Source organism: Caballeronia sp. AZ7_KS35 (assembly GCF_023631045.1).
GTDB lineage: Bacteria > Pseudomonadota > Gammaproteobacteria > Burkholderiales > Burkholderiaceae > Caballeronia > Caballeronia zhejiangensis.
Map to the genome: position 1 here is coordinate 164,452 of NZ_JALQDV010000042.1, position 25,122 is coordinate 189,573.

The following is a 25,122-nucleotide window of genomic DNA, read 5'->3' on the forward strand; positions in this document are numbered from 1 at the left end:
GGCGCGATGGGCGCGAGCACCGCGCTCGAAGGCGCGACGTTCCACGCGCCGGTCGGCAACGGCGCATCGACGAGGCGTTCGAGGTTCGTCACCACGCGCGGCTGGCCGTCGCGCAGCACGCTTTGAAACGGCCACAGCTCCGCGTGCGACGCATGCAGCGTTGCGGGCGCGGCCGCATGGCCCGGCGCGATGCCGCACGCGCCGGCGAGCGTCGCCATGTCGCCGCCCGGCTCGGCGATGTAGAGCAGCGCGAAGGGCATGTCGCGCGATGCGCCTGAGAGCGCGTTCATCGACAGTTCGCATGCCTCGCGCCACGAGCGCGCATCCGCCGCCGATGCGGCCAGCTCGCGCAGCACGTTAAGTTGACGTTCGCCGAGGACGCGCTGCGTGTCGTCGCTGTTCGCGCAGATGATGCCGCCCGCGCCGCCGCGGTCATCGGGAATCGGGCTATAGGAGAACGTGTAATACGTTTCCTCGGGAAAGCCGTTGCGCTCCATGATGAGGAGCTTCTGTTCGACGAATGTCCCTTCGATGCCCGCGAGCGCCGTGTCGAGCAGCGGGCCGATATCGTTCCAGATTTCGCGCCACACGACCGAGGTCGGCTGGCCGAGCGCATGCGGATGCTTGCCGCCGATGATCGACTTGTACGCGTCGTTGTAGAAGAAAAGCAGGTCCGACCCCCAGCCGACCCAGATCGGCTGGCGCGACGTCAGCATGATGCGGATGGCCGTCTTGAGACTTTGCGGCCAGTTTTCGGGCGAGCCGAGCGCGGTCTGCGTCCAGTCGAAACCGCGGATGAGCGCGCCCATTTCGCCGCCGCCCAGGAGGAAGCTCGGGTCGAGCCCGTTCATCCTCGTATCCGCGATCAGGTTTTCGGCTTTCATCGACGCTTGATCTCCTCGCCCGGCCTCTCGATGGGGCGATGCAGGTTTGTCAGGGACGCTGCCCGTCGTAGGGTTCGAATCGTTCATGTGCGCTTCCGGACGCGGGTGCGAACGATACCGGATTCTCGCACGGAAAACCCATTTTCTTGCAATGGCCGCACGCGCGTCAGCCCCGTCCTGCAAGGCGTTCGGGACAGTGCGGCACGGGATTTGCTGGACGTGTCGCTCAAATCGATAACGTGCGCGTGACCGTCAGGCGCCAGCATCACATCAAGCGAAACCATGTCCAGACCGATGCCTAAAGCCCCCTCGACATCAGGCGCAGGCGCGCACGAAGACTTCGATATCTACGCGTCGTATGTGGTGAATGCGACGGGCCTGCACATCGGCACGCTGAAGGTCGTGAGAAAGCGCGACAAGCGCGTGCTCTATCCGTTCGATGGCTGCGAGACCATCGGCCCGTTCGAATCGAGCGAGGACGCGCGGCGGGCAGCCGAAGCGCTCGGCCACCGCATCGTCGCCGCGGATCTCGCCAATCCCGAGCCATGATCCGCGCTCGCGCATTGTCCTATGACATGCGCTTTCGACGCAGGCGGAACGTCTCATCCCCGTGAGCGCGTCGAGGCTGCGAGCCGCGCGGTAAGAAGCCCCGGCGATTCCATAGATGATCGGCAAGAATGGCCCGCGCGCTCGGGAAAACCCCAGCGCCGTCATCGTCCTAGGACATGCCAGGCAAGCGGCATGCGTCTGTATCTTGATCTCAAGGCGGTGCATGGCGCGCGAACTCGAGCGCAGCACCGGGTCCATGACGCATCCGGAAGACGACTATGAGTGACGTGCAACCATCCACGAGGCAGGGTCAACACGCGGCGCCCGATGAGACGCCCTCGCGCGCGCCGATTCGACGCGCCATGGCCGCCTCGGCAATAGGCAATGCGACCGAGTGGTTCGACTACGGCATCTACAGCTACGGCCTGACCTACATTTCGGCCGCGCTCTTTCCCGGCAGTACCGCGCAAGCCACGCTCTTCGCCCTCGCCACGTTCGCGATTTCGTTTCTCGTGCGTCCGCTCGGCGGCGTCTTCTGGGGACCGCTCGGCGATCGTCTCGGCCGCAAGCATGTGCTCGCGCTGACCATCATCATCATGTCGATGGCGACGCTGCTCGTCGGCTTGCTGCCTTCATATGGAAGCATCGGCATATGGGCGCCCGTGGCGCTCGTCGCGTTGCGCATGATCCAGGGCTTCTCGACGGGCGGCGAGTATGGCGGCGCGGCCACGTTCATGGCCGAATACGCGCCCGATCACAAGCGCGGCTTTTGCGGCAGCTTTCTCGAATTCGGCACGCTCGCGGGCTTTTCGCTCGGCGCGTTCCTGATGCTCGGCTGCTCGGTGCTGCTCGGCAACGACGCGATGCACGCGTGGGGATGGCGCCTGCCGTTTCTCGTCGCGGCGCCGCTCGGTCTCATCGGACTGTATCTGCGCTCGAAGATGGAGGACACGCCGGTGTTTCGCGAATGCGCCGAAGCGGCGGAGCGAGAGCATCAGACGGGTGTGTCGTTGGGCGAACTGTTCGCGAGCTACTGGAAGCCGCTCTTGCAGCTCGGCGGGCTCGTCGTGGCGCTCAACGTCGTGAACTACGTGCTGCTCGCCTATATGCCGACGTTCATGAAGAAAGAGCTCGGCATGAGCGACAACCTCTCGCTGCTGCTGCCGCTCATCGGCATGCTGTCGATGATGGTGCTGCTGCCGTTCGCGGGCGCGCTGTCGGATCGTATCGGACGCAAGAAGGTGTGGTGGCTTTCGCTCGTCGGCATCTTCGTCGCGGCCGTGCCGATGTTCTCGCTGATGACCCATGGCATTGCCGGCGCGCTGATCGGGCTTGCGGTGCTGGGGCTGCTGTATGTGCCGCAACTCGCGAGCATCTCCGCGATGTTTCCGGCGATGTTCCCGACGCAGGCGCGGTATGCGGGGATGGCGATCGCCTATAACGTGTCGACGTCGATCTTCGGCGGCACCGCGCCGATGGTCACCGATTGGCTGATCGGACGCACCGGCAGCACGCTGGTGCCGGCGTATTACATGATGGGGGCTTGTGCGGTTGGCGCGGTTGCGTTGGTGTTCGTTACCGAGACGGTCGGGTGTTCGCTGCGCGGGCGGGGGATTCCTGGGGCCGGGACTGGTGCTGGTGCCGGGACGCAGCGGGACGATATGGCGCATGACGTGTTGCCCGAGCATCGGCATGCTTGATGTTTTTTTCGCCGGATCCCGTTTTCGCGTTGGACCATTAGCGCAGGGGCAACGCTAATAAACCGAAAGCAAAACGGGATCCGGCGAAATCCACCGTAGAGAAAGCAAACCTCAGTGCGCCACTTTCACCTTATCGTTCCCACTCAAAACCCGCGCCTGCAGCAAGATCACGAGCAGTAGAAACGCACCGCGAATCACCGACTGCCAGTAGGCGGAAAGCGAAATGAACCCGAGCCCGTTCTCGAAGTTGAGCAGATTGAACACGAGCCCGAGCAACGCGACGCCCGCGACGGTCATCGCGATGGACCCATCGCCGCCGGTCAGCCGCGTGCCACCGAGCACGACCGCGGAAATCGCGAACAGCTCCCATCCGACGCCTTCATTCGGCTGTCCGGCGCCGAACTGCGCGGCCAGAATCGCACCGGCGATGCCCGCAAGCAAGCCGCTCAGCGCATACACCATGACGAGCGTGCGGTCCACGTTCAAGCCCATCAGCCGCGACGCTTCCTCACTTCCGCCGATGGCGAGCGCATGCCGCCCGAAGCGCGAACTGCGCAGCGCGATCCATCCGGCAAACGCGGTCAGCGCCGACACGATGCCCGGTATCGGCAAGCCGAACAGATCGCCCTGACCGAATGCGGCGAAGTTCGAATCCGATGAAATGCCGACCGCGTCGTTATGCCCGAGCAGCAACGCAAGCCCATGCGCGCCGAGACTCGTCGCGAGCGTGACGATGAACGGCAGGATCCGCATATGCGTGATGACGAGCCCGTTGAGCACGCCCACCGCGAGGCCTGCGAGCGAGCCGGCAAGCACCGCGGCCAGCCCGCCATGCGGGCTCGCCAGCGCCGACACCACGCTCGCGAGCGCGGCCACCGCGCCGACGGACAGATCGATGCCGCCCGTGATGATGACGAACGCCATGCCGATCGAGATCAGCAGGAACATCGAGTTGTATCGCCAGAACGACGTGATGTTGTACGCGTCCGCGAAATGTTCGTAACGCATGACGCCGAGCACGAGCAGCGCCGCGAGCGCGATGAGAATCGGCAAGTTCTTTTTCATGTCGACGTTCAACCTCGCTTGCGTTGCACGTACACCGCGACGATGATGATCGCGGCCTTCAGCACCAGCGCGGCGGCATCCGGAATGCCGTGCGCGAGCAGCGTATAACGCAGCAACTGGATGATGAGCGCGCCGATCAGCGTGCCCGTGATATACGCCTTGCCGCCCGTCAACGCGGTGCCGCCGACCGCGACCGCCGCGATCGCATCGAGCTCCACGCCGAGACCGACGACATTCGCATCCGACGACGAATTCACCGAGATCGAAATCAGCCCGGCTAGCCCGGCGAGCGCCGCGCATACGGTGTACGCGATCATCTTCACGCGCGCGGTCGGAATGCCCGAGAGATACGCGGCGTCCTCATTGCCGCCCGTCACGAGCAGGAACTTGCCGAACAGCGTCTTGCGCACGATCCACGTAAAGAGTGCGACGAGCACGAGCATCAGGAGAATCTGGAACGGCACGCCCGCGATCTTGCCGAGCGCGATCCATTGAAACGCGGGATTCGTGAACGCCTGAAGGCTCCCATCGGTGACGACTTGCGCGATGCCGCGGCCCGCGATGAAGAGCACGAGCGTCGCGACGATCGGCTGCACGTTCAGTCGCGTCACGAGAAAGCCGTTGAAGACGCCGCATAACGCGGCGGCGACGATCGGCAGCGTGAACGCAAGCACGATGCCGAGCGGCCCGTCGATGTTCATGAAGAGCATCGGCGCGAGCGCACCGGCTATCGCCATCGACGCGCCCACGGACAGGTCGATGCCGCCCGTCGCGACGACGAGCGTCATGCCGATGCCGACGATCACGATCGTCACCACTTGCGTGAGATTCACGTTGAACGTCTGCAGCGAAACGAAGTGCTGCGTGAAGATCAGATTGAAGACGATCATCGCGAGCAGCACGGCGACTTCGCGCTGAATCGCCACGCCACGCTTCTTCTTTGCCGATGCCTGCACGATCGGCGCGGCCCGTTGCGTATCATCGATCATGTTTCGCTTCCTCTACCGCCTCGGCGAGCGTCGACTCCGCGCCCGCGCCATACGCGATCGCATCCATGATCGACGCCTCGTTCATCTGCGCGCCGTCTAGTTGCGCGACCGTTTCGCCGTCGCGGATCACGACTGCGCGATCCGCCACTGCCGTGAGTTCTTCCAGTTCCGATGCGGACAGCAGCACCGCCATGCCGGCATCGCGCAATTCGCGCACGATCTTCGCGACGTCGGCTTTCGCGCCCACGTCGATGCCGCGCGTGGGCTCGTCGAGCAGCAAGAGGCGAGGGTGCGTCGCGAGCCAGCGCGCGAGCAGCACCTTCTGCTGATTGCCGCCGGAAAGTTCGCGTATCGGCTGATCGGGCGAGCGTAGCTTGATGCCGAGCGATTCGATGAAGCCATCGACGATCTCGCGCTGCTTCGCGACATCGACGACGCCGCGTTTCGTCAGCGCAGGCAGGCAGACGAGCGTGAGGTTGTCGCGCACGGAAAGCTCCGGCACGATGCCTTCGGCCTTGCGATCTTCCGTCAGATACGCGACGCCGCGCGCGATCGCATCTTTCGGCGATTTGAACGATGCTGGCTCGCCGTTTATATCGAGCGTTCCTTTCGCCGGGCGATCCGCGCCGAAGAGCAGGCGCATCGTTTCCGTGCGGCCCGAGCCGAGCAGGCCCGCGAGGCCGACCGCTTCGCCCGCGTGAACATCGAGCGATACGTCCGTGACCTTCGCGCCCGCCGCGAGCCCTTGCGCCGCGAGCGCGACCGGACCGCGCTTCGCGAGATTCGCTTCCTTCACCGCGCTGTCTTCATGCACGACGGCGGCGAGCGTGCGGCCGAGCATCGTCGTGACGAGCTTCAGCTTGTCCATCTGCTGCATCGTGTTTTCGGCGACGGTCTGGCCGTCGCGCATCACCGTGACGCGATCGCACAGCGCATAGAGTTCATCGAGCCGATGCGAGACGAAGATGACCGCGCGCCCGTCGTCGCGCAAGCGGCGCACGACGGTGAAGAGCAGCTCGACTTCGCGCTCGTCGAGCGAGGACGTCGATTCATCCATGATGACCATCTTCGCATCCGACGACACCGCGCGCGCGAGCGCGACCATCTGCTGAATCGCGGTGGAATAGTCGCGCACGGGCTTTCTCACATCGATACGCAATCCGAACGATTCGAGCAATTCGCTCGCACGCCGTTGCACTATCTTCCAGTCGATGAGACCGAAACGGCGCGGCTCGCGCCCGAGAAAGATGTTTTCCGCGACGGAGCGGAAAGGCACGAGATTGATCTCCTGATAGATCGTGCTGATGCTCGCTTCGCGCGCTTCCTTCGGCGTGCGGAAATCGACTTCGCGGCCATCGAAGCGAATCGTGCCCGCGCTCTTGCGATACGCGCCCGTGAGAATCTTGATGAGCGTGGACTTGCCCGCGCCGTTCTGGCCGATGAGCGCGTGCACTTCGCCCGCTGCGACGGTCAGGCGCGCGCGCTTCAACGCAGCGACGCCGCCGAACGCGATATCGATGTCCTGCATGTCGAGAAGGGGAGTCTGAGCCATGCGTGATATCCGTCGAAATGAAAAAGCGAGCGCCTCCGATCAGACGCCCGCAAGTCACACACACACTTCGCTCAGTACCCGTACTGCATGCTTGCGTCGACGTTGCTCTTGTCGTAGAAGCGATCCGAGACCTTCACCCACGGCGGCACCGTTTCGCCCTTCGCGTACTTCTGCGCGACGTCGCATGCGAGCGGTCCGAAGAACGGGCTGGATTGCACGCTCGCGCCGAGCTCGCCCGCCTTGATCGCTTCGAGGCCGCCCTTGGTGCCGTCGATCGTCACGAGAACGATATCCTTGCCCGGCTGCTTGCCCGCCGCCTTGATCGCCGCGATCGCGCCGAGCGCCATTTCGTCGTTGTGCGCGTAGACCGCGGTCACGTCGGGATGCGCCTGCAAGAGCGTCTCCATCACCTGACGGCCCTTGTCGCGCGCGAAGTCGCCGCTTTGCGACGCAACGATCTTCATGCCGGGATTCTTCGCGATGACATCGTCGAAGCCTTTCTTGCGATCGTTCGCGGCGGACGCGCCCGTCGAGCCTTCCAGCTCGATGATGGTCGCCTTGCCGTTGGTCGCCTTCACGAGCCAGTCGGCGGCGCGCTGACCCTGATCGATGAAGTCCGAGCCGATGAACGTGATGTAGTCCTTGCCCGCCTTCGCCATCGACTGATCGATGTTGCGGTCGACCAGAATCACGGGAATGCCGGCTTTCTTCGCCTGCATCACGACCGGCACGAGCGGCTTTTCCTCGCGCGGCGGGAAGACGAGCAGATCGACGTGCTGCGCGATCATGCTCTGGATGTCCGAGACCTGCTTCGCCGCGGAACTGTTGGCGTCGGTCATGACCATCTGCCAGCCGCATTTCGCCGCGATGTCCTTGAAGCTCTTCGTCTCCGCGAGACGCCACGGATTATTGCTCTCGGTCTGCGCAAAGCCGACCTTCAACGGCTTCTTGTTCGGGATCTTCGGCAGGCCGTCGTCGGCGGCGTGGGCGGCGGTGAAGCCGGCCGCGAGCGTGAGTGCGGTCAGGGCGGTCAGTGCGGCAGCGAGCGGGCGCAGGCCCAGGCGCGATTTCTTATCTAATGACAGCATGTCTTCCTCCATTGAATGGTTAGGCTTTTTCTAATGACGCCGATGCTTGGTGTTGCCCGGTCTGCCTGCTGCGAGAGTCAAACTGCGTACCGCGTTCCGTGCGAATGCGGCGATTGCTTCAGCGCATTTCATTAACGATCAATCGCTAATATTATTAATGGCCAACTGTTTCGCCTCGGTGTTTTCCGCGACGGAGCCGCGCTCGATCAGCGGTCCGTCCAGCTTCACGGTGCGACGCCGAACGGGCGCGCCCGCGGCCCGGTTCTCTTCTTCCTGCAGCAGCGTCTCGACCGCCCAGCGCCCTAGCTCATAGTTCGGCAGCACGACGGTCGAAAGCGGCGGATGCGTATGCCGCGCGATTTCCTGATCGTCGTAGCCGAGCACGGATACATCGTCGGGCACGCGCAGTCCGAGCTGCTTCAACGCCTCGATCGCGCCGAGCGCCATCAGGTCGTTCGCGCAAAAGATCGCGGTCGGCGGATTCGGCTCGCGCATTAGCGAGAGCGTCTGTTCGAAGCCGGTGTCGGGACTCCAGTCGCCTTCGCGCACCAGTTCCGGCGCGAACGGCAGATCGGCTGTGGCGAGCGCGGTCCGATAGCCCTTCAGACGATCGCGGGCCGCGTCCTGCCACGGCTCGCCGTTGATATAGCCAATGCGCTTGTGCCCCGCGGCCAGCAGATGATCCGTCGCGGTGTGCCCGCCCGCGACTTCCGCCGGCACCACCGAAGACACGCTCGCATCGCTCGTGTAGCAGTTGAGCAGCACGGTCGGCACCTTGGCGAGCACGGCCGGCAGCGTGACGCGGCGGGTATAGACCGTCGCGTAGATCACGCCGAGCACGTTCGGATTGCCGAGCGTCGCGTCGAGCACGCGCGCCTCGATCTCCGCATTGCCGTGCGTCGAATAGACGGCGAGCATGCGCCCGTTGGCGAAGGCCGCGTCCCGCGCGCCGTCGATGCTTACGACCGGATGTGGGCTCGTCGAAATTTCGTCGGCGAGATAGACGATCAGATTGCGCTCGCGCTGGCTATCGAGCGCGGCGACCGGTTCGCGCTGCGTCATGCGATAGCCGAGATCTTGCGCGGCGCGCAGCACCTTGTCGCGCGTGGTGTCGGAGAACTTCGCGCCGCTTGCGTTGTTCAGCACGAGCGAGACCGTCGATTGCGAGACTCCGGTGAGCTTCGCGATGTCGGTCATCGTCGGGCGGCGTTGCGTGGATTTTTTCATTGTGCGTGCCGCGCCGGGCGGCTGAACTCTGCGCGAAACCTGTCTCGCGGGCCGGAGAAACTTGCCACTAATATTAGTGATGAACGACGCGGAAAGCACGTTTTTATTGGTCATTTCTGCTCAGGGTTTTCACTGGTTATTACTAATAATATTGACGAGCGGATTACACGCATGCGATTCTGTTTTCGGACTCGCAACGAGGAGAAAGTGCATGGGCAAGTACGATGAGAGCGCGCGAGACGCGCTCGCCGAAGCGTTCGAACGAGACGGCTTCGTCCTGCTGCGCGATCATTTCCCGCGCGCGACGATCGACGCATGGCGCGATGCGTTCGCGCCGCTTCTGCAACCGCACGTCGATGCAGCGCGCGAGGCGTCGGCGAGCGGCAATCGCGGACCGGGCCGCTATTACGTCACCCTGCCGTTCGAAGGCGAGTTCGCGGACCCGTCGGTCTTTTGCGATGAAGACATCGTCGGGATCGTCGAACGCGTGGCCGGGCGCGATCCGGTGATGTGCCAGCTCGCCACCGACACCCCGGTGCTCGGCTCCGAGTTCCAGGACTGGCATCGCGATACGCCGCCGCTCTTCGACGATGCGCCGGAAACGCCTTCGTTTCAGCTAGCGGTGAATTTCCCGCTCGTCGATGTCGATGACCGCAACGGTCCGCTCGAAACGACGCGTGGCACGCATCGCATGTCGCGCGATGAGGCGCTGGCCGGTCTCGAAGCAGGGCGCTTCCCCGCCGAGCGCGTGCCGATGAAAGTCGGCGACGTGATGATTCGCGATGTGCGCGGCCTGCATCGCGGTACGCCGAATCTCATCGGCGAGCCGCGTCCGATGGTCGTGATCGGCTACAGCCGCGCGTGGTATTTCCGGCCCGAGGTGCATATCGACGTGCCGCGCGACGTCTTCGCCGCGTTGCCTCCGCGCGCGCGGCGGCTGCTGCGCTTCAATCCTCAGGTGGAAACGACGGCGCGCACCTTCGACGAAAGCTATCGGCAGTTTGCATATTGAGCGCCGCGCCGTCCGATCCCCTCGTCGAACTGCGTCATGGCGCGCGGCGCGTGCTGCTTGCGCCGCACGTGGGCGGATCGATCGCGGCCTTCGACGAAACGCGCGACGGACGTACGATCGACTGGTTGCGTCCCGCGACGCCCGCCGCGCTGGCCGCACGCGATCCGCTCGGCATGGCGAGCTTTCCGCTCCTGCCGTACTGCAATCGCATCCGCGATGCGCGCTTCGTGTTCGACGGTGCGCTCATCGATCTTTCCGGCGACGGCAACGCCTTTGCGCACGCGCTGCACGGCAACGCGTGGCGCTTGCCGTGGCGTGTCGGCGATGTGTCGGACGCGCGCGCGCGTCTGCATTTTTTGCACGAACCCTCGCGCGATGCCGCGCGTCACTGGCCGTTCGCATACGAGGCGACGCAGGACATCGCGCTCGATGACCACACGCTAAGCGTGACGCTCTCCGCGCGCAACCTGTCCGATCGGCCGATGCCGTTCGGCATGGGACATCACCCGTACTATCCGCGCACGCGCAATACGCGCGTTCACGCACGCGTCGCGTCGATGTGGCACAGCACGCCCGATCTGCTGCCCACGCATGCGGGCGCGCATCCGTGCGTCGATGCGATGGCGTCGCAAGAAGGCATGCCCGCCGATGCCTTCGATCTCGACAACAACTTCGCCGGTTGGTCGCGCACGGCGACGATCGCGTGGCCCGACGAACGCCGCGCGGTCACGCTCAGCGCGCAAGCGCCGTTCGATGCCCTGGTGGTGTATGCACCGAAGTCGCATCCCGATTTGCTCTGCGTTGAGCCGGTGAGCAACGTGGCGGACTGGGTCAATCTCGATGTCGACCGCGCCGCGAAGGGCGGCGCGGTGCTGGAACCGGGCGAGTCGGTCAGCGCGACATTCGCCTGGACGACTCACACGGAATAAGGCGTCGCGCCTACTGACCGAAGAAAACGTTGCAGTTCGCCGGGCTGCAGTCGCTATCGCGATGTCCGCTCGCGGAGGCGGGCTTCATGCCGCCATACGCGGAGTCGCCGCCGGAGGCTTGTTGCGGCGTCGCGGCGGTTTGCGTCTGAGATTCATCGGGCATGGCCTGCGACATGTACATCGGGCGCATCGTCTGGACGAGTTGCTGCGCATCGGCGGGCATGCCTTGCGCGTGCGCGACACCGATTCCTGACACGACCGCGCATGCTGCCATCATCGCGAGAAATTTCGGGTTGATCTTTGCCTTCATGTTCCAGCTCCTTGAAACGAATGCACAAGCAGCCGGGAACGCGAGTCTCGGACTCCTTGCCGCTTTGCCGATGGACGGATGAATGGATCGAGCGCGGGCTCGCTTCGTCCGACGCGACAAATGACGACGCACCGGGCGCGACGAATGGCGCTCGGGGATTACCTTACGGCGATGGGAAGGCGCGAGAAATCCCTATCTGGCAGGGATACCTTGGTGGGGATAGGCGTGCGGGTTTAAAGAAGAAGCACGAAAAACGCGCCCGGACTTGCGAAAGTCCGGGCGCGCCGAAACGTGGAAACTCAATACGTTTATTCCGACTTGCCGGAGGTGCCGCTCGACATGTTCGATCCCGAGCTGCCCTTCTTGTGCATCTTGCTGCTGCCCTTGGACGAATCCATCGTGTTCGAGCCCGATGCGCCCGACGTCGAGCCGGTTACACCGTTGCTGTTCGGCGTGCCCATTCCGGTGCCGCCCTGACCGGCCCCGTTGCCGCCCGCCGTGCCGCCACCCGCGCCGCCGCCGCCGGCACCGCCGCCCGCGCCTTGCGCGAATGCCGCGCCCGACAAGCCCAGAATCATGGCCGACACAATCAAACTTCTCTTGGCGTTCTTCATGGTTTCCTCCCGTTGATCAATGATCTCGATGCGCGCCGCCTTGCGCAAAGCTGCGGCGTCGCCGATTACATTGCGCAATCACCGTGCCGCGGGAAGAAATCGAATTGTCATGCAGTCGCCTCGTCACACCACTCGATGGCCCACGCCCGCGCGCAATGGACGGCATCCGACTCGCTCGCGAACGCATCCAGCTCGCCGGATTCGAATACTTCCGCATGCGCGGTGCGCTCGTCCGCCGGACGCGTGATGCGTGCGTGCGCGTAGTAGCTGCCGTCTTCGTCGTGATGGGCGGTGCAGTCGATGTGAAACGTCTTGTAGTCGAATCGCATGAAAGGCTCCGAAAGAGATTGCGAGGGCAGGCGCGAAGCGTGCGATGCCGTGATTACCTTTGACTCCGCGCCTCTCGTGAGGTACTGTATAAACATACAGTACCATAATCAAGATGGATCTCTCCGAAAAGCTCGAAATTCTCGCCGACGCCGCCAAATACGACGCGTCGTGTGCGAGCGGCGGCGCGCCCAAACGCGAGTCGCGCGGCATCGATGGCCTCGGCGCGAGCACCGGCTCCGGCATCTGCCATAGCTTCACGCCCGACGGGCGCTGCGTCTCGCTGCTCAAGATTTTGCTGACGAACTTTTGTCTGTACGACTGCCGGTACTGCATCAATCGCCGGTCCAGTAACGTGCCGCGTGCGCGCTTCACGCCGGAAGAAGTCGTTACGCTCACGCTGGATTTCTACCGTCGCAATTACATCGACGGGTTGTTTCTCAGTTCCGGAGTGATTCGTTCGTCGAACTACACGATGGAGCAGCTCGTTCTCGTCGCGAAATTGCTGCGTGAGCAGCACGGATTTCGCGGCTACATCCATCTGAAGACGATTCCCGATGCCGATCCAGAACTCATCGCGCAAGCGGGACGCTATGCCGACCGTCTGAGCGTAAACATCGAATTGCCGACGGAAATCAGCCTCGAGCGGCTCGCGCCGGAAAAGAGCGGCCGCACGATCAAGCTGGCGATGGGCAACATCCGCGTCGCGCGCGAGGAATCGGAAGCGGAGCCGCGCGCGCCGAAGTTCGCGCCGGCGGGGCAGAGCACGCAGATGATCGTCGGCGCCGATGAAACCGACGACCGCACGATCCTCGGCACCGCCGAAACGCTGTACGGCTCTTATCAGCTAAAGCGCGTGTATTACTCGGCGTTCAGCCCGATTCCTGACAGCCCCTCGGGCGTGCCGTCGAAAGCGCCGCCGCTCTTGCGCGAGCATCGGCTGTATCAGGCGGATTTTCTGATGCGCGGCTACGGTTTCGCCGCCGCCGAACTGCTCGGCGATGCCGGCAACCTTCCGCTCGATGTCGATCCGAAACTCGCGTGGGCGCTTGCGCATCGCGAGCGCTTTCCCGTCGATCTGAACGCCGCGCCCGCGCGCATGATCGCGCGCGTGCCGGGCATCGGCATGCGCAACGCGAAGCGCATCGTGGAGTTGCGGCGCGAGCGGCGCGTGCGCTATCACGATCTCGTGCGGCTGCGCTGCGGCATGGACAAGGTGAAGCCGTTCGTCGTCACGGCGGATTACCGGCCGCCGCTCGACGAAGCGCCTTCGGACAGTCTGCGGCGCGCGCTCGCGACCGGCCCGGTGCAGCTCTCGCTGATCTGATGCACGTCATCGCCATCGACGACGAATTCGACGCCTGGCGCGTCGCCGCGCTCGATGCGCTCGCGCAAAAGCTCCCGCCCGAATCGATCGACTGGCGTACGGCTCAGGCGGAGCCGGCGTTGTTCAACGAGTCGGCGCGATCGGCAAAAGCGGCGAAGGCAGCGGATGCGCCGCCTATCCGCGTGTCGCGCGAACTCGCATCGCTGCTGAAAGACGCCGCGCATTTTCGCGACGCGCGCCGCTGGAGCTTTTTATATCGCGTGCTGTGGCGCTGGGCGCAGGGCGACCGCTCGGTGGCATCGCCCGCCGATGAAGACGGCGCGCGCCTCTACAAGATGGCGAAGGCGGTGCGCCGCGCGCAGCACGACATGATCGCGTATGTGCGCTTCCGGCAGCGCGACGCGTCGCTCGGCGCGCCGGAATTCGTCGCGTGGTACGAGCCGGATCACGACGTGCTCGCGTGGGGGCGGAGCATTTCGCCGCGCGCATGGGACGCTCGACGTGGCTCATCGCAACGCCCGACGGCGCCGCGATGTTCGACGGCGAGCGCCTGCAACTGGAGCGCGGCCGCGCGCGGGCGTCGGATCATGCGGCGGTCTTGCCGGATGCCGCCGAAGCGCTCTGGATGACCTACTACCGCAGCATCTTCAATCCGGCGCGACTGAACGAATCCGCGCTCGAACAGCATATGCCGGTGCGTTTCTGGAAAGGGCTGCCGGAAGGCGCACTGATCCCGAAGCTCGTCAGCGATGCGCGCGGCGGCGCGCGACGCGTCGCGCAGGCGCAAAACGTCGGCGCGCTCGGCGGCAAGGCGGTTCAGGTCGATGCGCTCGCAGCGCAGCCGGAGCGGGACGCGCCCACATCGCTCGATACTTGCCGCCGCTGCGATCTGTGGCGCAACGCGACGCAGGCAGTGCACGGCGCCGGTCCGTCCGATGCGCGCATCATGCTGCTCGGCGAACAGCCCGGCGATCAGGAGGATCTGAAGGGCGAGCCGTTCGTCGGACCGGCCGGGCAACTGCTTCAGGACGCGATGCAGCGTGCCGGCGTCGTGCGCGAGCATGTCTATCTGACCAATGCGGTGAAGCACTTCAAATGGGAGCCGCGCGGCAAGCGCCGTCTGCACAAGACGCCCGCGCAGCAGGAGGTCGAAGCCTGTTCGTACTGGCTCGAACAGGAACTGCACGACGTCGGCGCGAAGGTGATCGTCACGCTCGGCGCGACCGCGTTGGCCGCGCTTTTCGGACGGCGCGCGACGCTTTCGGCGCATGTCGGGCGCGTCGTGCCGTATCGGGACAAGCTGGTCGTCGCGACGTATCACCCGTCCTACGCGCTGCGCCAGAACGACGAAGCCGCGCGCGAAAAAACCGTCGCGGCTATCGTTGCGGCGCTGGAGCTGGCGTCGTCGTTGAAGGCCTAGCGCGCTCAGAACGCCGCGCGCACGACGCCGCCATCCGCGCGCAACGCCGCGCCGTTCGTCGCCGATGAAAGCTCCGAGCACACGTACGCCACCATGCTGCCGATTTCCTCGGGCGTGATGAAGCGCTTGAGAATCGACGTGGGCCGCGCTTCTTCGAAGAACTGCTTCTCGAATTCGCCGAAGCTCTTGCCGCCCGACAGTTTCTCGACGAACTCGGTGACGCCTTCGGAACTCGTCGGCCCCGGCAGCACCGAATTGACGGTCACGCCGGTGCCCGCGCAGGTTTCCGCGAGGCCGCGCGCGAGCGAAATCTGCGCCGATTTGGTCACGCCGTAATGAATCATCTCGACGGGAATCTGAATGCCGCTCTCGCTGCTGATGAACACGACGCGGCCCCAGTTCTTCTCCTTCATCTTCGGCAGATACGCGCGCGACAGGCGCACGCCCGACATCACGTTGGTGTTGAAAAAGCGCAGCCATTCGTCGTCGGGAATCTCTTCGAACGGCTTCGGATCGAAGATGCCCATGTTGTTCACGAGAATATCGACGTGCGGAAAGCGCTTTACGAGCGCGTCGACTTGCGCTGCGTCGGAGACGTCGCCGGCGAAGCCTTCGCCCTGCGCGTTGGGCACGAGTTCGCGCAGTTTAGCCAGCGCCGCATCGACAGACGCCTGCGAACGGCCGTTGATGATCACGCGCGCGCCTTCACGCGCGAGCGCCACGGCAATGGCATGTCCGATGCCCTTCGTCGATCCGGATACCAGCGCGAGCTTGTTGCCGATCTTGAGATCCATATCTGCTCCTTCGATTGGGTTGGCGGAATGCGCCGGCGATTTCGCCACGACGCGTTCCGGGATGTTAGCCATAAGCGCAGTACGTTGCTGAAGCCGCGTCCGGCAAGCGTTCGCCGCCCGTGAAACCCCGCGACATAAATGCTCGATGGCTTCCGCCGCGGTCATCGTCCATAGTTGCGTCCAGCGTGAAACGAAGCAGATGCAGCAGCGAGAACCGAGCCGTGTCACGCATCCACGAATCCACACAGGAGGTGCAACATGTCCAGCCCGATCAACTTGTTCAAGAAAGTGCGCGGCGCGGCGCTCGCCGGTTTCGTCGTCGGCACGGCGCTGCTTGCGGGATGCGCGAGCAATCCGGCGCAGGCATCGAATCAGTACGGGCAGTACGTGCAGACCGTCGCGGCTGCGCCCGCCGTGCGCCCCGACACGATCTACGTCTACGCATTCGCCAGCGACGCGAACGACGTCAAGCTCGACAATCACGGCCTGATTTCGAAGCTCGGCTCGGCGATGTCCGGCGATTCGCAAGCGCGGAAGCAGACGCAAGACGCCATCGCGGCGCGCCAGGAAGTCGCGAACGAAATCGTCGCCAAACTGCAATCGATGGGTCTGCCCGCGATCCGCGCCGACGTGCCGCCGCCGCAAGATCGGAGCGTGCTCGTCGTCGAAGGAAGCATCAATACGATCGATGCGGGCAATCGCCGCCGCCGCATGGTGATCGGCCTCGGCGCGGGCGAAAGCAAGGTCGGCGCGACGGTGCAGGTCGTCCTCAAGCCCGCGAACGGCGTGCCGCAACTGCTCGAACAATTCGACGCGAAAGCCGACAGCGGCCACGCGCCGGGCGTCGCGGAAATGGCGGGCGTCGGCGCGGCGGCGGGGCACGTCGCGACATCGCTCGCGGTGTCGGGCGGGCTGCACGCGGTGTCGGAGACGAAGCACGCGGATGTGTCGTCCGATGAAAAGCGCCTCGGCGACACCATCGCCAAGCAGATCGCCAAGCTCGGCCAGGAGCAGGGCTGGATGCCGGCGAAGAGCTAAGGAAAGCGGCGGCCGTTGCGCGGTCCGGAACGTGCTTGCACTAGAATCCGGACGAATGTTCGCTTCGCGAGGCTGCGCATGCCGACGATTGCCCTGATTGTCCTGACCGTTGTCGTGACGCTCGTCGTCGTGCTGGTGATCGCGAATCTGACGAGCGGCGAAAAGAAGATCGAGCACAGGATCGAACGGCTGTACGCGAGCGACGACCCGCAGTTTCTCCGTTCGATGGGTTTGCTGCTCGGTCCGCCCGTGGTCGGCGGCAACCGCTTCGAGGTGCTCGTGAACGGCGACGAGATTTTCCCGTCGATGCTCGAAGGCATTCGCGCGGCGCGAGAGACGATCACCTTCGAAACCTTCATCTACTGGTCGGGCGCGATCGGCGAGCAAATCGCGCAGGCGCTCTCCGACAAGGCTCGCGCGGGCGTATCGGTGCATGTGCTGCTCGACTGGGTCGGCACGTCGAAGATGGACAAGCGCTATCTGCGCATGCTGCGCGACGCGGGCGCGGAAGTGATCCAGTATCACAAGCCGCACTGGACCGGGCTCGGCCGCATGAATGACCGCACGCACCGCAAGCTGCTCGTAATCGACGGGCGCATCGGCTTCACGGGCGGCGTCGGCATTGCCGAGGAATGGACCGGACACGCGCAGGACGAGAAGCACTGGCGCGACACGCATTTTCGCGTCGAAGGCCCGGCCGTCGGGCAGATGCAGGCCGTGTTCATGGACAACTGGATCAAGACGACGGGCAACGTGCTGCACGGCCCGCGCTATTTCCCGGACATCGACGATGCGGGCGACGGCTTCGCGCACATGTTCAGCAGCTCGCCGTCCGGCGGCAGCGACGACATGCAGCTGATGTACCTCATGGCGATCACCGCGGCGACGCGTTCCATCCACTTGTCGAGCGCGTACTTCGTGCCGGACAAGCTGACGATCAACGCGATCGTCGAGGCGGCGCGGCGCGGCGTGCGGGTTCGCATCATCACGCCGGGCAAGCGCATCGACACGCATACGGTGCGCGAGGCATCGCGCGCGTGCTGGGGCGACCTGCTCGCGGCGGGCGTCGAAATGTTCGAATATCAGCCGACGATGTTCCACTGCAAGCTGATCGTCGTCGATGAGTATCTGGTGTCGGTCGGCTCGACGAATTTCGACAGCCGCTCCTTCAAGCTGAACGACGAAGCCAATCTGAACATCTACGACCGCGACTTCGCGCGCCAGCAAACGGCGATTTTCGATGACGACGTCGCCCGCGCGAAACGCATCACGCTCGAAGACTGGCGCCGCCGTTCGCTCACCGAGAAGCTGCTGGAGCGCGTGGCCGCGCTGCTCGATCCGCAGCTTTGACTTTCGCGCATTCCGTGTTGCGAATATTTCTCATCTTGGCCTAAAGATCGCCTGACGAAAGCCGATAAGACGCTCACGCAAACGGGTCTCTCGGTCTACGGCAATCATGCACGGCACCTATAACTTTTGGCTGGTCGCGGCATCGCTCGTAGTCGCCACGCTCGCTTCCTTTACTGCGCTCGATATCTCGGGCCGCATCGCATCGCTTGCGCAGTCGCGCACGCGGCACGTCTGGCTCGCGGGCGGTGCGGCGTCGATGGGCATCGGCATCTGGTCGATGCATTTCATCGGCGTACTCGCGTTCGAATTGCCTATCCCGCTCGGCTATGACCTGAAGATCACCGCCGGGTCGCTCGGCATCGCGGTGCTCGTGTCGTTCTTCGCGCTGCTCGTCATCACGAGCAGGCGTCTGACGATGAAGCGCCTCGTCGCGAGCAGTCTCTTGATGGGCGCGGGCATCGCGGCGATGCACTACACGGGCGATGCCGCGATGCGGATGCAGCCCGCGATCACGTACGACCCGCTGCTGTTCGCGGCGTCGATCGTGATTGCGGTGGTCGCATCGGGGGCGGCGTTGTGGATCGCCCATACGCTCTCGGATGCGAACCAGACCAACGTGCTCGCCAAGCGACTCGGGTCGGCGCTGGTGATGGGCCTCGCGATCACCGGCATGCACTACACGGGCAACGCGGCGGCGGAGTTTCTGCCGGGCTCGATCTGCGGCGCGGCCAACGACATCGACTCGCGCTGGCTCGCGACGACTGTCGTGCTATTCACGCTGACCATTCTGATCATCACGCTCGTGCTGTCGCGCTTCGATGCGCGCACGGCGCTGCTTGCAGGTTCGGTGTCGCGGCTGAACGGGCAGATCGTACGCATGGCGACCTTCGATACGCTCACGGACCTGCCGAACCGCCGCACGATGAACGAGCGCATCGATCGCGCGATCCGAAACGCGCGTCACAGCGACAGCCGTTTCGCGATTCTCTTCATGGACCTGGATGGCTTCAAGACGATCAACGACTCGTTGGGCCATACGGTCGGCGACGAAGTGCTGAAGGCATTCGCGCGACGTCTGCAGGAATGCGTGCGCGGCGGCGACACGGTGGCGCGTCTGGGCGGCGACGAGTTCGTCGTGATGCTCGAACACCTGCACGCGCCGACGGATGCCGAGAAGATGGCCGAACGCATCCTCGATACGATGAAAAAGGGACTCGTCGTCGGGAGTCATCCGTTGCAGGTGATGCCGAGCATCGGCATTGCGCTCTTTTCGCAGGATGGCGACAGCGTCGAATCGCTGCTCAAGCACGCGGACGTCGCGATGTACGAAGCGAAGCGCGGCGGGCGCAGCACCTATCGCTTCTTCGAGGCGAGCATGAACGAGGCGGCGGTGCGGACGCTGCAGATTCAGCAGGCGTTGCACGAGGCGCTGAATGGCGGCCATTTCTATCTTCTGTTTCAGCCGAAGTTCCGAGGCAAAAGCGGCGAGCTGGCGGGCGCGGAAGCGTTGATCCGGCTGGATCATCCGGAGATCGGCACGTTGACGCCGCTCGAGTTCATCCCGATCGCGGAGCGTTCCGGACAGATCGTGCAGATCGGATACTGGGTCGTGCGCGAAACGTGCCGGCACATGTCGCGTTGGCGCGCGGAAGGGCGTCCGCCGGTGAAGGTGGCGATCAACCTGTCGCCGCGGCAGATGCACGAGGCGGATCTTGTCGCGAACATCATGACGATCGTGCGCGAGGAAGGCGTCGAGAGCGAGCAGATCATGTTCGAGATCACCGAGTCGGTGGCGATGCAGGACGCGCCGCGCACCATCGAGATGATTCGCGCGTTTCAGGAGAACGGTTTCGAGATCGCAATCGACGATTTCGGCACCGGATATTCGAGCCTCGCGTATTTGCAGCGGTTTCGGGCGAAGCAGTTGAAGATCGATCGGTTCTTCACGAACGGGCTGGATGAGAACGGGCAGGAGGGGCGCGCGATCGTATCGGCGATTATTGCGCTCGCGCATTCGCTCGATATGGATGTCGTGGCGGAAGGCGTCGAGACCGGGTCGCAGCTCGATCGCTTGCAGGACATGATGTGCGATGAGATGCAGGGGTTTTTGCTGGCGATGCCTTTGTCGGCGGATGCGTTTGGGGGGATGCTGGAGAAGGCTGCTGTCGGTGTTTGATTTTTGGTCGTGGAATCCTGTGAAATCAGGATTTCACGAAACGAGCCCGAGGGAAAGCCACACAAAAGACGCAAACACGAACCTCAATCCATCGCCGCATGCGCCACCGACTCCTCCGCCGCGGTCTTCTTCGCCGGCCGGATCAGCAGCAGCAACGGCACCACCAACAACGTCGCGACAAACATCAGCTTGAAGTCGTTGAGATAAGCAATCATCGAAGCCTGCTGCGTGATCGTTTGATTGAGCATCGCCATGTCCGTCATCGAGCCGCCGGACAGCATCGGCTGCATCGCCGGATTGAACGGCGTCACCTGCGCGGCGAGGTCCGCGTGGGCGACCTGCGTGTTGCGCGTCATCAGCGTCTGCACGATCGAAATACCGATACTGCTGCCGATATTGCGCATCAGGCTGTAAGTCGCGGTGCCATCCGCGCGCAACTCGGGCGTGAGCGTCGAAAACGTCAGCGCCGACAGCGGCACGAACACGAGTCCCAGCCCGAAGCCCTGAATCACGCCCGGCCAAACGATATCCGATGCCGACAGCACGATCGTGTAATGCATCATCTGCCAGAGCGCGAACGCCGAAATCAGAAATCCCGACAGCAGCAGCACACGCGCATCGATGTGCTTCAGCAGGCGTCCGGCGACGAGCATCGCGATCATCGTGCCCGCGCCGCTCGGCGCCGTGACGAGGCCTGTCGTCGCGACCGGATAGTTCATCAGGTTCTGCAACATCGGCGGCAACAGCGCGCGCGTCGCGTACATCACCGCGCCGATCACGAAGATGAAGCACGTTCCGGTCGCGAAGTTGCGGTCCTTCAGCAACTGATATTTGAAGAACGAGCGCGACCCGGCCGTCGCCGTATGCGCGATGAAGAACACGAAACTCAGCGCCGCGAGAATCGCCTCGATGCGGATTTCCATCGATCCGAACCAGTCGAGTTGTTCGCCGCGATCGAGCATCGCCTGGAACGCGCCGATCGCAAGGCCGAGCGTCGCGAAGCCGAACGCGTCGAACTTCACCGCGCGGCGCGCGACCTGCGCGGGCAGAAACGTCACTACGCCGAAGAGCGCGAACGCACCGATCGGCACGTTGATGAAAAAGACCCAGCGCCAGTTGTAGCTGTCCGTGAGCCAGCCACCGAGCGTCGGACCGAGAATCGGACCGACCATCACCCCCATGCCCCAGACGGCCATCGCCTGGCCCTGTTTCTCGCGCGGATTGATGTCGAGCAGGATCGATTGCGACAGCGGCACGAGCGACGCCCCGAACACGCCCTGCAACAGCCGCGACGCGACGATCTGCGTGAGCGTCTCCGACAGCCCGCAAAACGCCGACGCGACGGTGAAACCCGCAATCGAAATACACAGCAGCTTCTTCACGCTCAACTGGTCCGAGAGCCAGCCAGTGAGCGGCGTAGCGATCGCGGCGGCGACGATATACGAGGTCAGCACCCAGGTGATTTCGTCCTGCGACGCCGACAGCGTGCCCTGCATATGCGGCAGCGCGACGTTCGCGATGGTGCTGTCGAGCGTCTGGATCAGCGTGGCGAGCATGATCGAGACAGTCAGCATGCCGCGGTTCAATGGCGCTGCGGCGCGTTCCGTGGGGACTTCGAGGGACATGGACGTGGCCGCAAGGCGGCGGCTTTTGTAAGTACGATGATGATAAGCAGGCTTATTATAGAGCGGCCGCGATCTCGCGCAATGCGGTCAATTACCGGGTGTGCACGAGATGCGCGCATCGAAAGGCGCTACATATAATCGCGCGATGGAAACCCAACTCGACAAACGCTTCGGCTTTCTGGTCGCGGACGTGGACCGCCTGTGCGGCAACCGCTTCGACGTGCTGGCGAAGTCATCGCTCAATCTGACGCGCGCGCAATGCCGCGTGCTCGCGTATCTCTCGCATTACGGCGAGGTCAATCAGGCGCGGCTCGCCGAGCTGCTGGAAGTCGCGCCGATTTCCGCCGGCCGTCTGCTCGATCGCATGGAAGAGGGCGGCTGGATCGAGCGCCGCCCGAATCCCGACGATCGTCGCGAGCGTCAGGTTCGCATGACCGCGAAGGCGGAGAAGGCGCTCGACCGCGCGCGGCGCGTCGGCGACGAGATCGCAGCAGAAGCGCTCGCGGGCTTCAGCCGGCAGGAAAGCGAGCAATTGATCGCGCTTCTGCAACGCGTGCGCGGCAATCTGAGCCGTATCGTCGATCGGTGATTCATCCGCGCTTGGATCGCCGATTGCTTCAGCGTTGTCCGCAAGCGTCGTTGTCCAGTGCCGCCATCCATCCGGAGAAGATCGATCATGAACAAACGCACCGCACCGTTGGCCGTCCTCGCGCTGTCCGTCGCCGCTTTCGTCTCGATGCCCATCGCGCAGGCGCAAGACACGGCCGCATCCACGCCGAAGCAGATCAAGAAAGCCCAGCGAAAGGAAGCGCGCGCGAAGAAGAACGCCGAGCTGAAGCAACTCGAGCAGAACGGCTACAACCCCGCTGGCGAGCAGACCAACTATCCGCAGAATCTGCAAAACGCGCAGTCGAAGATCAATGCGCAGAAGGCGGGCAAGCCGGCGCCGGCATCGACGCCGTAATCGGACGCTTGTTCCGGGACGACGCGGAAAACGCCATCCGCTTCATTAAGGCAGTCGATACGACGAGATCGCGTTGATCGCAAAGCGCGCGACGCATGATGCGGCAATCGCGTGATGTCCGGGCTCGACGCCGACGGCGGGATACGGCAGTATCTCGGCATCAGGCGCAAGTTCCAGATATGCGACGAAGAGCCGGAATACGGCCGATGTATCGGGGAGGCCACGCATGCGATGGCGGTCATGGCTGTTGATCTTCGCCCTGTGCGACGCACACGCGGCATCGCGCTACTACGCGCCCGTGACGTTTTATCCGCACGACGCGGTGCGGGTATCGCGTTTCGCATCGAAGACCGGGGCGATGCAGGTGCCTTACGGCGCAGGCGCGAAAGTCGAGGAAGGCGACTTCTATATCGTTTCGAATGCAACTTTCAAGGCGCTGACCGCGCAAGTGCAACGCGATGGCACGATCGCGCTCGTGCAGTCCGAGTGGACGCCCGAACGCGCCGCGAGCCAGATCTGGACCATCGACAAGGAAGGCAGCGGCTTTCGTCTTTACTCGAAGCTATATGGACGTTACGTGACGCTCGGCGCGCGTGTCGAGCTCGAAGCGCCATCGGGCGATGCGCGGCAGAACTGGAGCATCGAAGCCGATGCGAACGTCGTGACCATCGCGGCCACCGGCACGAAGACGGGACTCGTCGTCGGGCATCATGCGTTGCGCGACGGTGCGTCCGTCGAAGTCAATGCGCAGGCCGGACAGTGGCGTCTGTACAAGACCGGAAGCGATGGCGGCGATCATGCGTATCGCACGCTCGATGCTTCGGCGCGCTCGACTTACGACAACATCGGCAGGCGCTATCACTTGAGCGCGTATGCACCCGATGCGATCGAGGCCGAACGGCTCGGCGGTTTTCGCTGGACTGACTATCATCCGTCGGGGCTGCATGTGTCGAAGGGCGAAACCGTCGTGATCGATGTGAACGGTCTCGCCGACGATGGTCCCGATGGCCTCATCGTCATGGTCGGCAACAAGAACGGCTTCTATCGGCGGCAAGCCGCGGGCGATCCGCAAACGATCCTCGCGACCGAAGGACGCAACGCGTTCGTCGCATCGCGCGATGGCTTGCTCTACTTCGAATACATCGACAGCGGATACAACGAGAGGCCACGTACGTCGATCGATGTCATCGTGCGCGAAGGCGGCAAGCCGGTGCCGTTCTATGTCGAAGGTGCGACGACGCCCGCCGAATGGCGCGCGATGCTGCAGCGTCATGCGGATGCGCCGCTCGTCGAGATGGTCGGCAAGCGCACGATGTTCACCGTCGCGCGCGCCATGTACGACAAGTCGGGCGCAGCGGATCCGGCCGCATTGCTCGATTATGTCGAGCGCATCATGGGCTATCACGACGAACTGTCCGGACTCGATGGCACGGAAGCACTCGATGCGCCGTCGCCGTTGCGCGTGCATTTCGTGCAGGACGCGATTTCGACCCACGCCGAGTTGCAGAACACGTATCTCTACGCGACGTACTACATGATCGGCCTGCCGCTCAATAGCGCGGCCGAGACCTTGCTCAAGCCCGCGAAAGCCGACGAATGGGGCGTATGGCACGAGATGGGACACATGTATCAGCAATGGGACTGGACATGGCCGGGCGTGACGGAGACGACGGTGAACGTCTATTCGCTGCATGCGCTGGAACGCCTCGGCACGCCGATGCCTTCGCCGCTGCTGCAAGTCGTCGACGCGCGCGGCAAGAAGAATCGCATCGATCTCGCGGCGCAGTATTTCGCGCAGCCGTCACGCAATTTTCTCGACGATGCGTCGTTTCCGATGCCATCGGAAGCGCTCTGGATCAGGCTCGTCATGTACGAGCAGTTGCGCCGCGCACTCGGCAACGGCTTCTATGCGCGGCTGCACAAGCTGTATCGGCGGCATCCGCTGACGGAGGATGAAGGCGGCGACCAGAACGAAGTGCAACGCTTCGTGCTGCGTGCGTGCATGGCGGCCAATCTCGATCTGACGGATTTCTTCGAGCGATGGGGACTGCCGGTCGATGCTGGCACGCGTGCGGCGATTGCCGGGCTGAAGCTGAGCGCGCCGAAGACCGATTTGACGCGCACGCGGATTTAAGGCAAAAAAACGCCGACGCATGCACGCGTCGGCGAAGTCCTGGCTTTT

The 25,122-nt window shown here is 63.9% G+C and carries 23 protein-coding genes and 1 pseudogene; 13 read left to right on the plus strand and 11 right to left on the minus strand.

All coding sequences use genetic code 11. From position 1 onward, the window contains the following. Positions 1–362: 362 nt before the first annotated feature. From NCT05_RS37270 to NCT05_RS26835, 3 genes are all read left to right on the plus strand, one after another. Positions 363–1,133 carry a hypothetical protein gene (locus tag NCT05_RS37270; protein WP_502801800.1) on the plus strand — a complete coding sequence of 257 codons (771 nt, stop codon included), beginning with the start codon at positions 363–365 and terminating at the stop codon, positions 1,131–1,133. Between the two features lie 45 nt (positions 1,134–1,178). Continuing rightward, positions 1,179–1,433, plus strand: coding sequence for a DUF6723 family protein (locus tag NCT05_RS26830; protein WP_008347724.1), 255 nt, complete (start codon positions 1,179–1,181; stop codon positions 1,431–1,433). A gap of 278 nt (positions 1,434–1,711) precedes the next feature. Continuing rightward, positions 1,712–3,133 (plus strand): MFS transporter, encoded by a 1,422-nt coding sequence (locus tag NCT05_RS26835; protein ID WP_250503582.1) that lies wholly within the window; start codon positions 1,712–1,714, stop codon positions 3,131–3,133. Between the two features lie 111 nt (positions 3,134–3,244). Here NCT05_RS26835 and NCT05_RS26840 read toward each other — a convergent pair whose 3' ends face one another. The 5 genes from NCT05_RS26840 to NCT05_RS26860 all read right to left on the minus strand — a co-directional run bounded on the left by NCT05_RS26840 (position 3,245) and on the right by NCT05_RS26860 (position 9,054). Further along, positions 3,245–4,198, minus strand: a complete 954-nt coding sequence (locus NCT05_RS26840; protein WP_250503583.1) for an ABC transporter permease — start codon at positions 4,196–4,198, stop codon at positions 3,245–3,247. An 8-nt stretch (positions 4,199–4,206) separates the two neighbouring features. Further along, entirely contained in the window at positions 4,207–5,187 is a 981-nt protein-coding gene (locus NCT05_RS26845) for an ABC transporter permease (protein ID WP_008347730.1), read from the minus strand. After that, positions 5,177–6,739, minus strand: coding sequence for a sugar ABC transporter ATP-binding protein (locus NCT05_RS26850; protein ID WP_250503584.1), 1,563 nt, complete (start codon positions 6,737–6,739; stop codon positions 5,177–5,179). Before NCT05_RS26850 ends, NCT05_RS26845 begins: the two co-directional genes overlap by 11 nt. A 71-nt stretch (positions 6,740–6,810) precedes the next feature. Beyond that, positions 6,811–7,827 carry an ABC transporter substrate-binding protein gene (locus NCT05_RS26855; RefSeq protein WP_008347733.1) on the minus strand — a complete coding sequence of 339 codons (1,017 nt, stop codon included), beginning with the start codon at positions 7,825–7,827 and terminating at the stop codon, positions 6,811–6,813. Between the two features lie 138 nt (positions 7,828–7,965). Next, on the minus strand, positions 7,966–9,054 hold the full coding sequence (locus NCT05_RS26860; RefSeq protein WP_008347735.1) for a LacI family DNA-binding transcriptional regulator: 1,089 nt from the start codon (positions 9,052–9,054) through the stop codon (positions 7,966–7,968). A gap of 211 nt (positions 9,055–9,265) precedes the next feature. On the opposite strand from NCT05_RS26860, the gene NCT05_RS26865 reads away from it, so the two are divergent. Then, on the plus strand, positions 9,266–10,066 hold the full coding sequence (locus NCT05_RS26865) for a phytanoyl-CoA dioxygenase family protein (RefSeq protein WP_008347737.1): 801 nt from the start codon (positions 9,266–9,268) through the stop codon (positions 10,064–10,066). Then, entirely contained in the window at positions 10,063–10,995 is a 933-nt protein-coding gene (locus NCT05_RS26870; RefSeq protein ID WP_250503585.1) for an aldose 1-epimerase, read from the plus strand. The genes NCT05_RS26865 and NCT05_RS26870 overlap by 4 nt, the downstream gene beginning before the upstream one ends. 10 nt (positions 10,996–11,005) lie before the next feature. On the opposite strand, the gene NCT05_RS26875 is transcribed toward NCT05_RS26870, so the two are convergent. From NCT05_RS26875 to NCT05_RS26885, 3 genes are all read right to left on the minus strand, one after another. Then, positions 11,006–11,305, minus strand: coding sequence for a hypothetical protein (locus NCT05_RS26875; protein ID WP_008347741.1), 300 nt, complete (start codon positions 11,303–11,305; stop codon positions 11,006–11,008). 308 nt (positions 11,306–11,613) lie between these two features. After that, the gene (locus NCT05_RS26880; RefSeq protein WP_250503586.1) at positions 11,614–11,919 is read right to left on the minus strand and encodes a hypothetical protein; all 306 of its coding nucleotides are present in this window, start codon (positions 11,917–11,919) and stop codon (positions 11,614–11,616) included. Positions 11,920–12,026: 107 nt separating this feature from the next. After that, positions 12,027–12,248 carry a hypothetical protein gene (locus tag NCT05_RS26885; protein ID WP_008347744.1) on the minus strand — a complete coding sequence of 74 codons (222 nt, stop codon included), beginning with the start codon at positions 12,246–12,248 and terminating at the stop codon, positions 12,027–12,029. A gap of 113 nt (positions 12,249–12,361) precedes the next feature. Between NCT05_RS26885 and NCT05_RS26890 the strand changes: the two genes are divergently transcribed. Continuing rightward, positions 12,362–13,573, plus strand: a complete 1,212-nt coding sequence (locus NCT05_RS26890) for a putative DNA modification/repair radical SAM protein (RefSeq protein ID WP_250440877.1) — start codon at positions 12,362–12,364, stop codon at positions 13,571–13,573. Next, positions 13,573–14,993 (plus strand): annotated as a pseudogene (locus NCT05_RS26895) (UdgX family uracil-DNA binding protein). Before NCT05_RS26890 ends, NCT05_RS26895 begins: the two are co-directional and overlap by 1 nt. Positions 14,994–14,998: 5 nt before the next feature. Here the strand turns inward: NCT05_RS26895 and NCT05_RS26900 are convergent. Further along, positions 14,999–15,787, minus strand: a complete 789-nt coding sequence (locus NCT05_RS26900) for an SDR family NAD(P)-dependent oxidoreductase (RefSeq protein WP_008347750.1) — start codon at positions 15,785–15,787, stop codon at positions 14,999–15,001. A 258-nt stretch (positions 15,788–16,045) separates the two neighbouring features. On the opposite strand from NCT05_RS26900, the gene NCT05_RS26905 reads away from it, so the two are divergent. From NCT05_RS26905 to NCT05_RS26915, 3 genes are all read left to right on the plus strand, one after another. Then, complete coding sequence (locus NCT05_RS26905) at positions 16,046–16,825, plus strand: DUF4410 domain-containing protein (protein ID WP_250503587.1); 780 nt, start codon at positions 16,046–16,048, stop codon at positions 16,823–16,825. Between the two features lie 78 nt (positions 16,826–16,903). Further along, a complete protein-coding gene (cls, locus tag NCT05_RS26910; protein ID WP_250503588.1) occupies positions 16,904–18,175 on the plus strand; it encodes a cardiolipin synthase in 1,272 nt (423 codons plus the stop codon). Between the two features lie 106 nt (positions 18,176–18,281). Beyond that, the gene (locus NCT05_RS26915) at positions 18,282–20,351 is read left to right on the plus strand and encodes a putative bifunctional diguanylate cyclase/phosphodiesterase (RefSeq protein WP_008347756.1); all 2,070 of its coding nucleotides are present in this window, start codon (positions 18,282–18,284) and stop codon (positions 20,349–20,351) included. Between the two features lie 83 nt (positions 20,352–20,434). Here NCT05_RS26915 and NCT05_RS26920 read toward each other — a convergent pair whose 3' ends face one another. Further along, entirely contained in the window at positions 20,435–21,976 is a 1,542-nt protein-coding gene (locus NCT05_RS26920) for a DHA2 family efflux MFS transporter permease subunit (protein ID WP_250503589.1), read from the minus strand. A gap of 145 nt (positions 21,977–22,121) precedes the next feature. Between NCT05_RS26920 and NCT05_RS26925 the strand changes: the two genes are divergently transcribed. Continuing rightward, positions 22,122–22,565 carry a MarR family winged helix-turn-helix transcriptional regulator gene (locus tag NCT05_RS26925; RefSeq protein WP_008347760.1) on the plus strand — a complete coding sequence of 148 codons (444 nt, stop codon included), beginning with the start codon at positions 22,122–22,124 and terminating at the stop codon, positions 22,563–22,565. Positions 22,566–22,652: 87 nt separating this feature from the next. Further along, positions 22,653–22,940, plus strand: a complete 288-nt coding sequence (locus tag NCT05_RS26930) for a DUF4148 domain-containing protein (protein ID WP_008347763.1) — start codon at positions 22,653–22,655, stop codon at positions 22,938–22,940. A gap of 45 nt (positions 22,941–22,985) precedes the next feature. On the opposite strand, the gene NCT05_RS26935 is transcribed toward NCT05_RS26930, so the two are convergent. Continuing rightward, the gene (locus NCT05_RS26935; protein ID WP_008347765.1) at positions 22,986–23,168 is read right to left on the minus strand and encodes a hypothetical protein; all 183 of its coding nucleotides are present in this window, start codon (positions 23,166–23,168) and stop codon (positions 22,986–22,988) included. Here NCT05_RS26935 and NCT05_RS26940 point away from each other — a divergent pair. Further along, a complete protein-coding gene (locus NCT05_RS26940; protein WP_250503590.1) occupies positions 23,167–25,074 on the plus strand; it encodes a M60 family metallopeptidase in 1,908 nt (635 codons plus the stop codon). The two genes, NCT05_RS26935 and NCT05_RS26940, sit on opposite strands and share 2 nt — an antisense overlap. Positions 25,075–25,122 lie beyond the last annotated feature (48 nt).

Coding starts and splice junctions, on each gene's coding strand:
- NCT05_RS26835 (WP_250503582.1), top strand. CDS start 1,712: ATGAGTGACGTGCAACCATCCACGAGGCAGGGTCAACACGCGGCGCCC.
- NCT05_RS26930 (WP_008347763.1), top strand. CDS start 22,653: ATGAACAAACGCACCGCACCGTTGGCCGTCCTCGCGCTGTCCGTCGCC.
- NCT05_RS26855 (WP_008347733.1), bottom strand. CDS start 7,827: ATGCTGTCATTAGATAAGAAATCGCGCCTGGGCCTGCGCCCGCTCGCT.
- NCT05_RS26940 (WP_250503590.1), top strand. CDS start 23,167: ATGCGATGGCGGTCATGGCTGTTGATCTTCGCCCTGTGCGACGCACAC.
- NCT05_RS26875 (WP_008347741.1), bottom strand. CDS start 11,305: ATGAAGGCAAAGATCAACCCGAAATTTCTCGCGATGATGGCAGCATGC.
- NCT05_RS26865 (WP_008347737.1), top strand. CDS start 9,266: ATGGGCAAGTACGATGAGAGCGCGCGAGACGCGCTCGCCGAAGCGTTC.
- NCT05_RS26925 (WP_008347760.1), top strand. CDS start 22,122: ATGGAAACCCAACTCGACAAACGCTTCGGCTTTCTGGTCGCGGACGTG.
- NCT05_RS26900 (WP_008347750.1), bottom strand. CDS start 15,787: ATGGATCTCAAGATCGGCAACAAGCTCGCGCTGGTATCCGGATCGACG.
- NCT05_RS26920 (WP_250503589.1), bottom strand. CDS start 21,976: ATGTCCCTCGAAGTCCCCACGGAACGCGCCGCAGCGCCATTGAACCGC.
- NCT05_RS26830 (WP_008347724.1), top strand. CDS start 1,179: ATGCCTAAAGCCCCCTCGACATCAGGCGCAGGCGCGCACGAAGACTTC.
- NCT05_RS26880 (WP_250503586.1), bottom strand. CDS start 11,919: ATGAAGAACGCCAAGAGAAGTTTGATTGTGTCGGCCATGATTCTGGGC.
- NCT05_RS26935 (WP_008347765.1), bottom strand. CDS start 23,168: ATGCGTGGCCTCCCCGATACATCGGCCGTATTCCGGCTCTTCGTCGCA.
- NCT05_RS26860 (WP_008347735.1), bottom strand. CDS start 9,054: ATGAAAAAATCCACGCAACGCCGCCCGACGATGACCGACATCGCGAAG.
- NCT05_RS26840 (WP_250503583.1), bottom strand. CDS start 4,198: ATGAAAAAGAACTTGCCGATTCTCATCGCGCTCGCGGCGCTGCTCGTG.
- NCT05_RS26885 (WP_008347744.1), bottom strand. CDS start 12,248: ATGCGATTCGACTACAAGACGTTTCACATCGACTGCACCGCCCATCAC.
- NCT05_RS26915 (WP_008347756.1), top strand. CDS start 18,282: ATGCACGGCACCTATAACTTTTGGCTGGTCGCGGCATCGCTCGTAGTC.
- NCT05_RS26845 (WP_008347730.1), bottom strand. CDS start 5,187: ATGATCGATGATACGCAACGGGCCGCGCCGATCGTGCAGGCATCGGCA.
- NCT05_RS26905 (WP_250503587.1), top strand. CDS start 16,046: ATGTCCAGCCCGATCAACTTGTTCAAGAAAGTGCGCGGCGCGGCGCTC.
- NCT05_RS26890 (WP_250440877.1), top strand. CDS start 12,362: ATGGATCTCTCCGAAAAGCTCGAAATTCTCGCCGACGCCGCCAAATAC.
- cls (WP_250503588.1), top strand. CDS start 16,904: ATGCCGACGATTGCCCTGATTGTCCTGACCGTTGTCGTGACGCTCGTC.
- NCT05_RS26850 (WP_250503584.1), bottom strand. CDS start 6,739: ATGGCTCAGACTCCCCTTCTCGACATGCAGGACATCGATATCGCGTTC.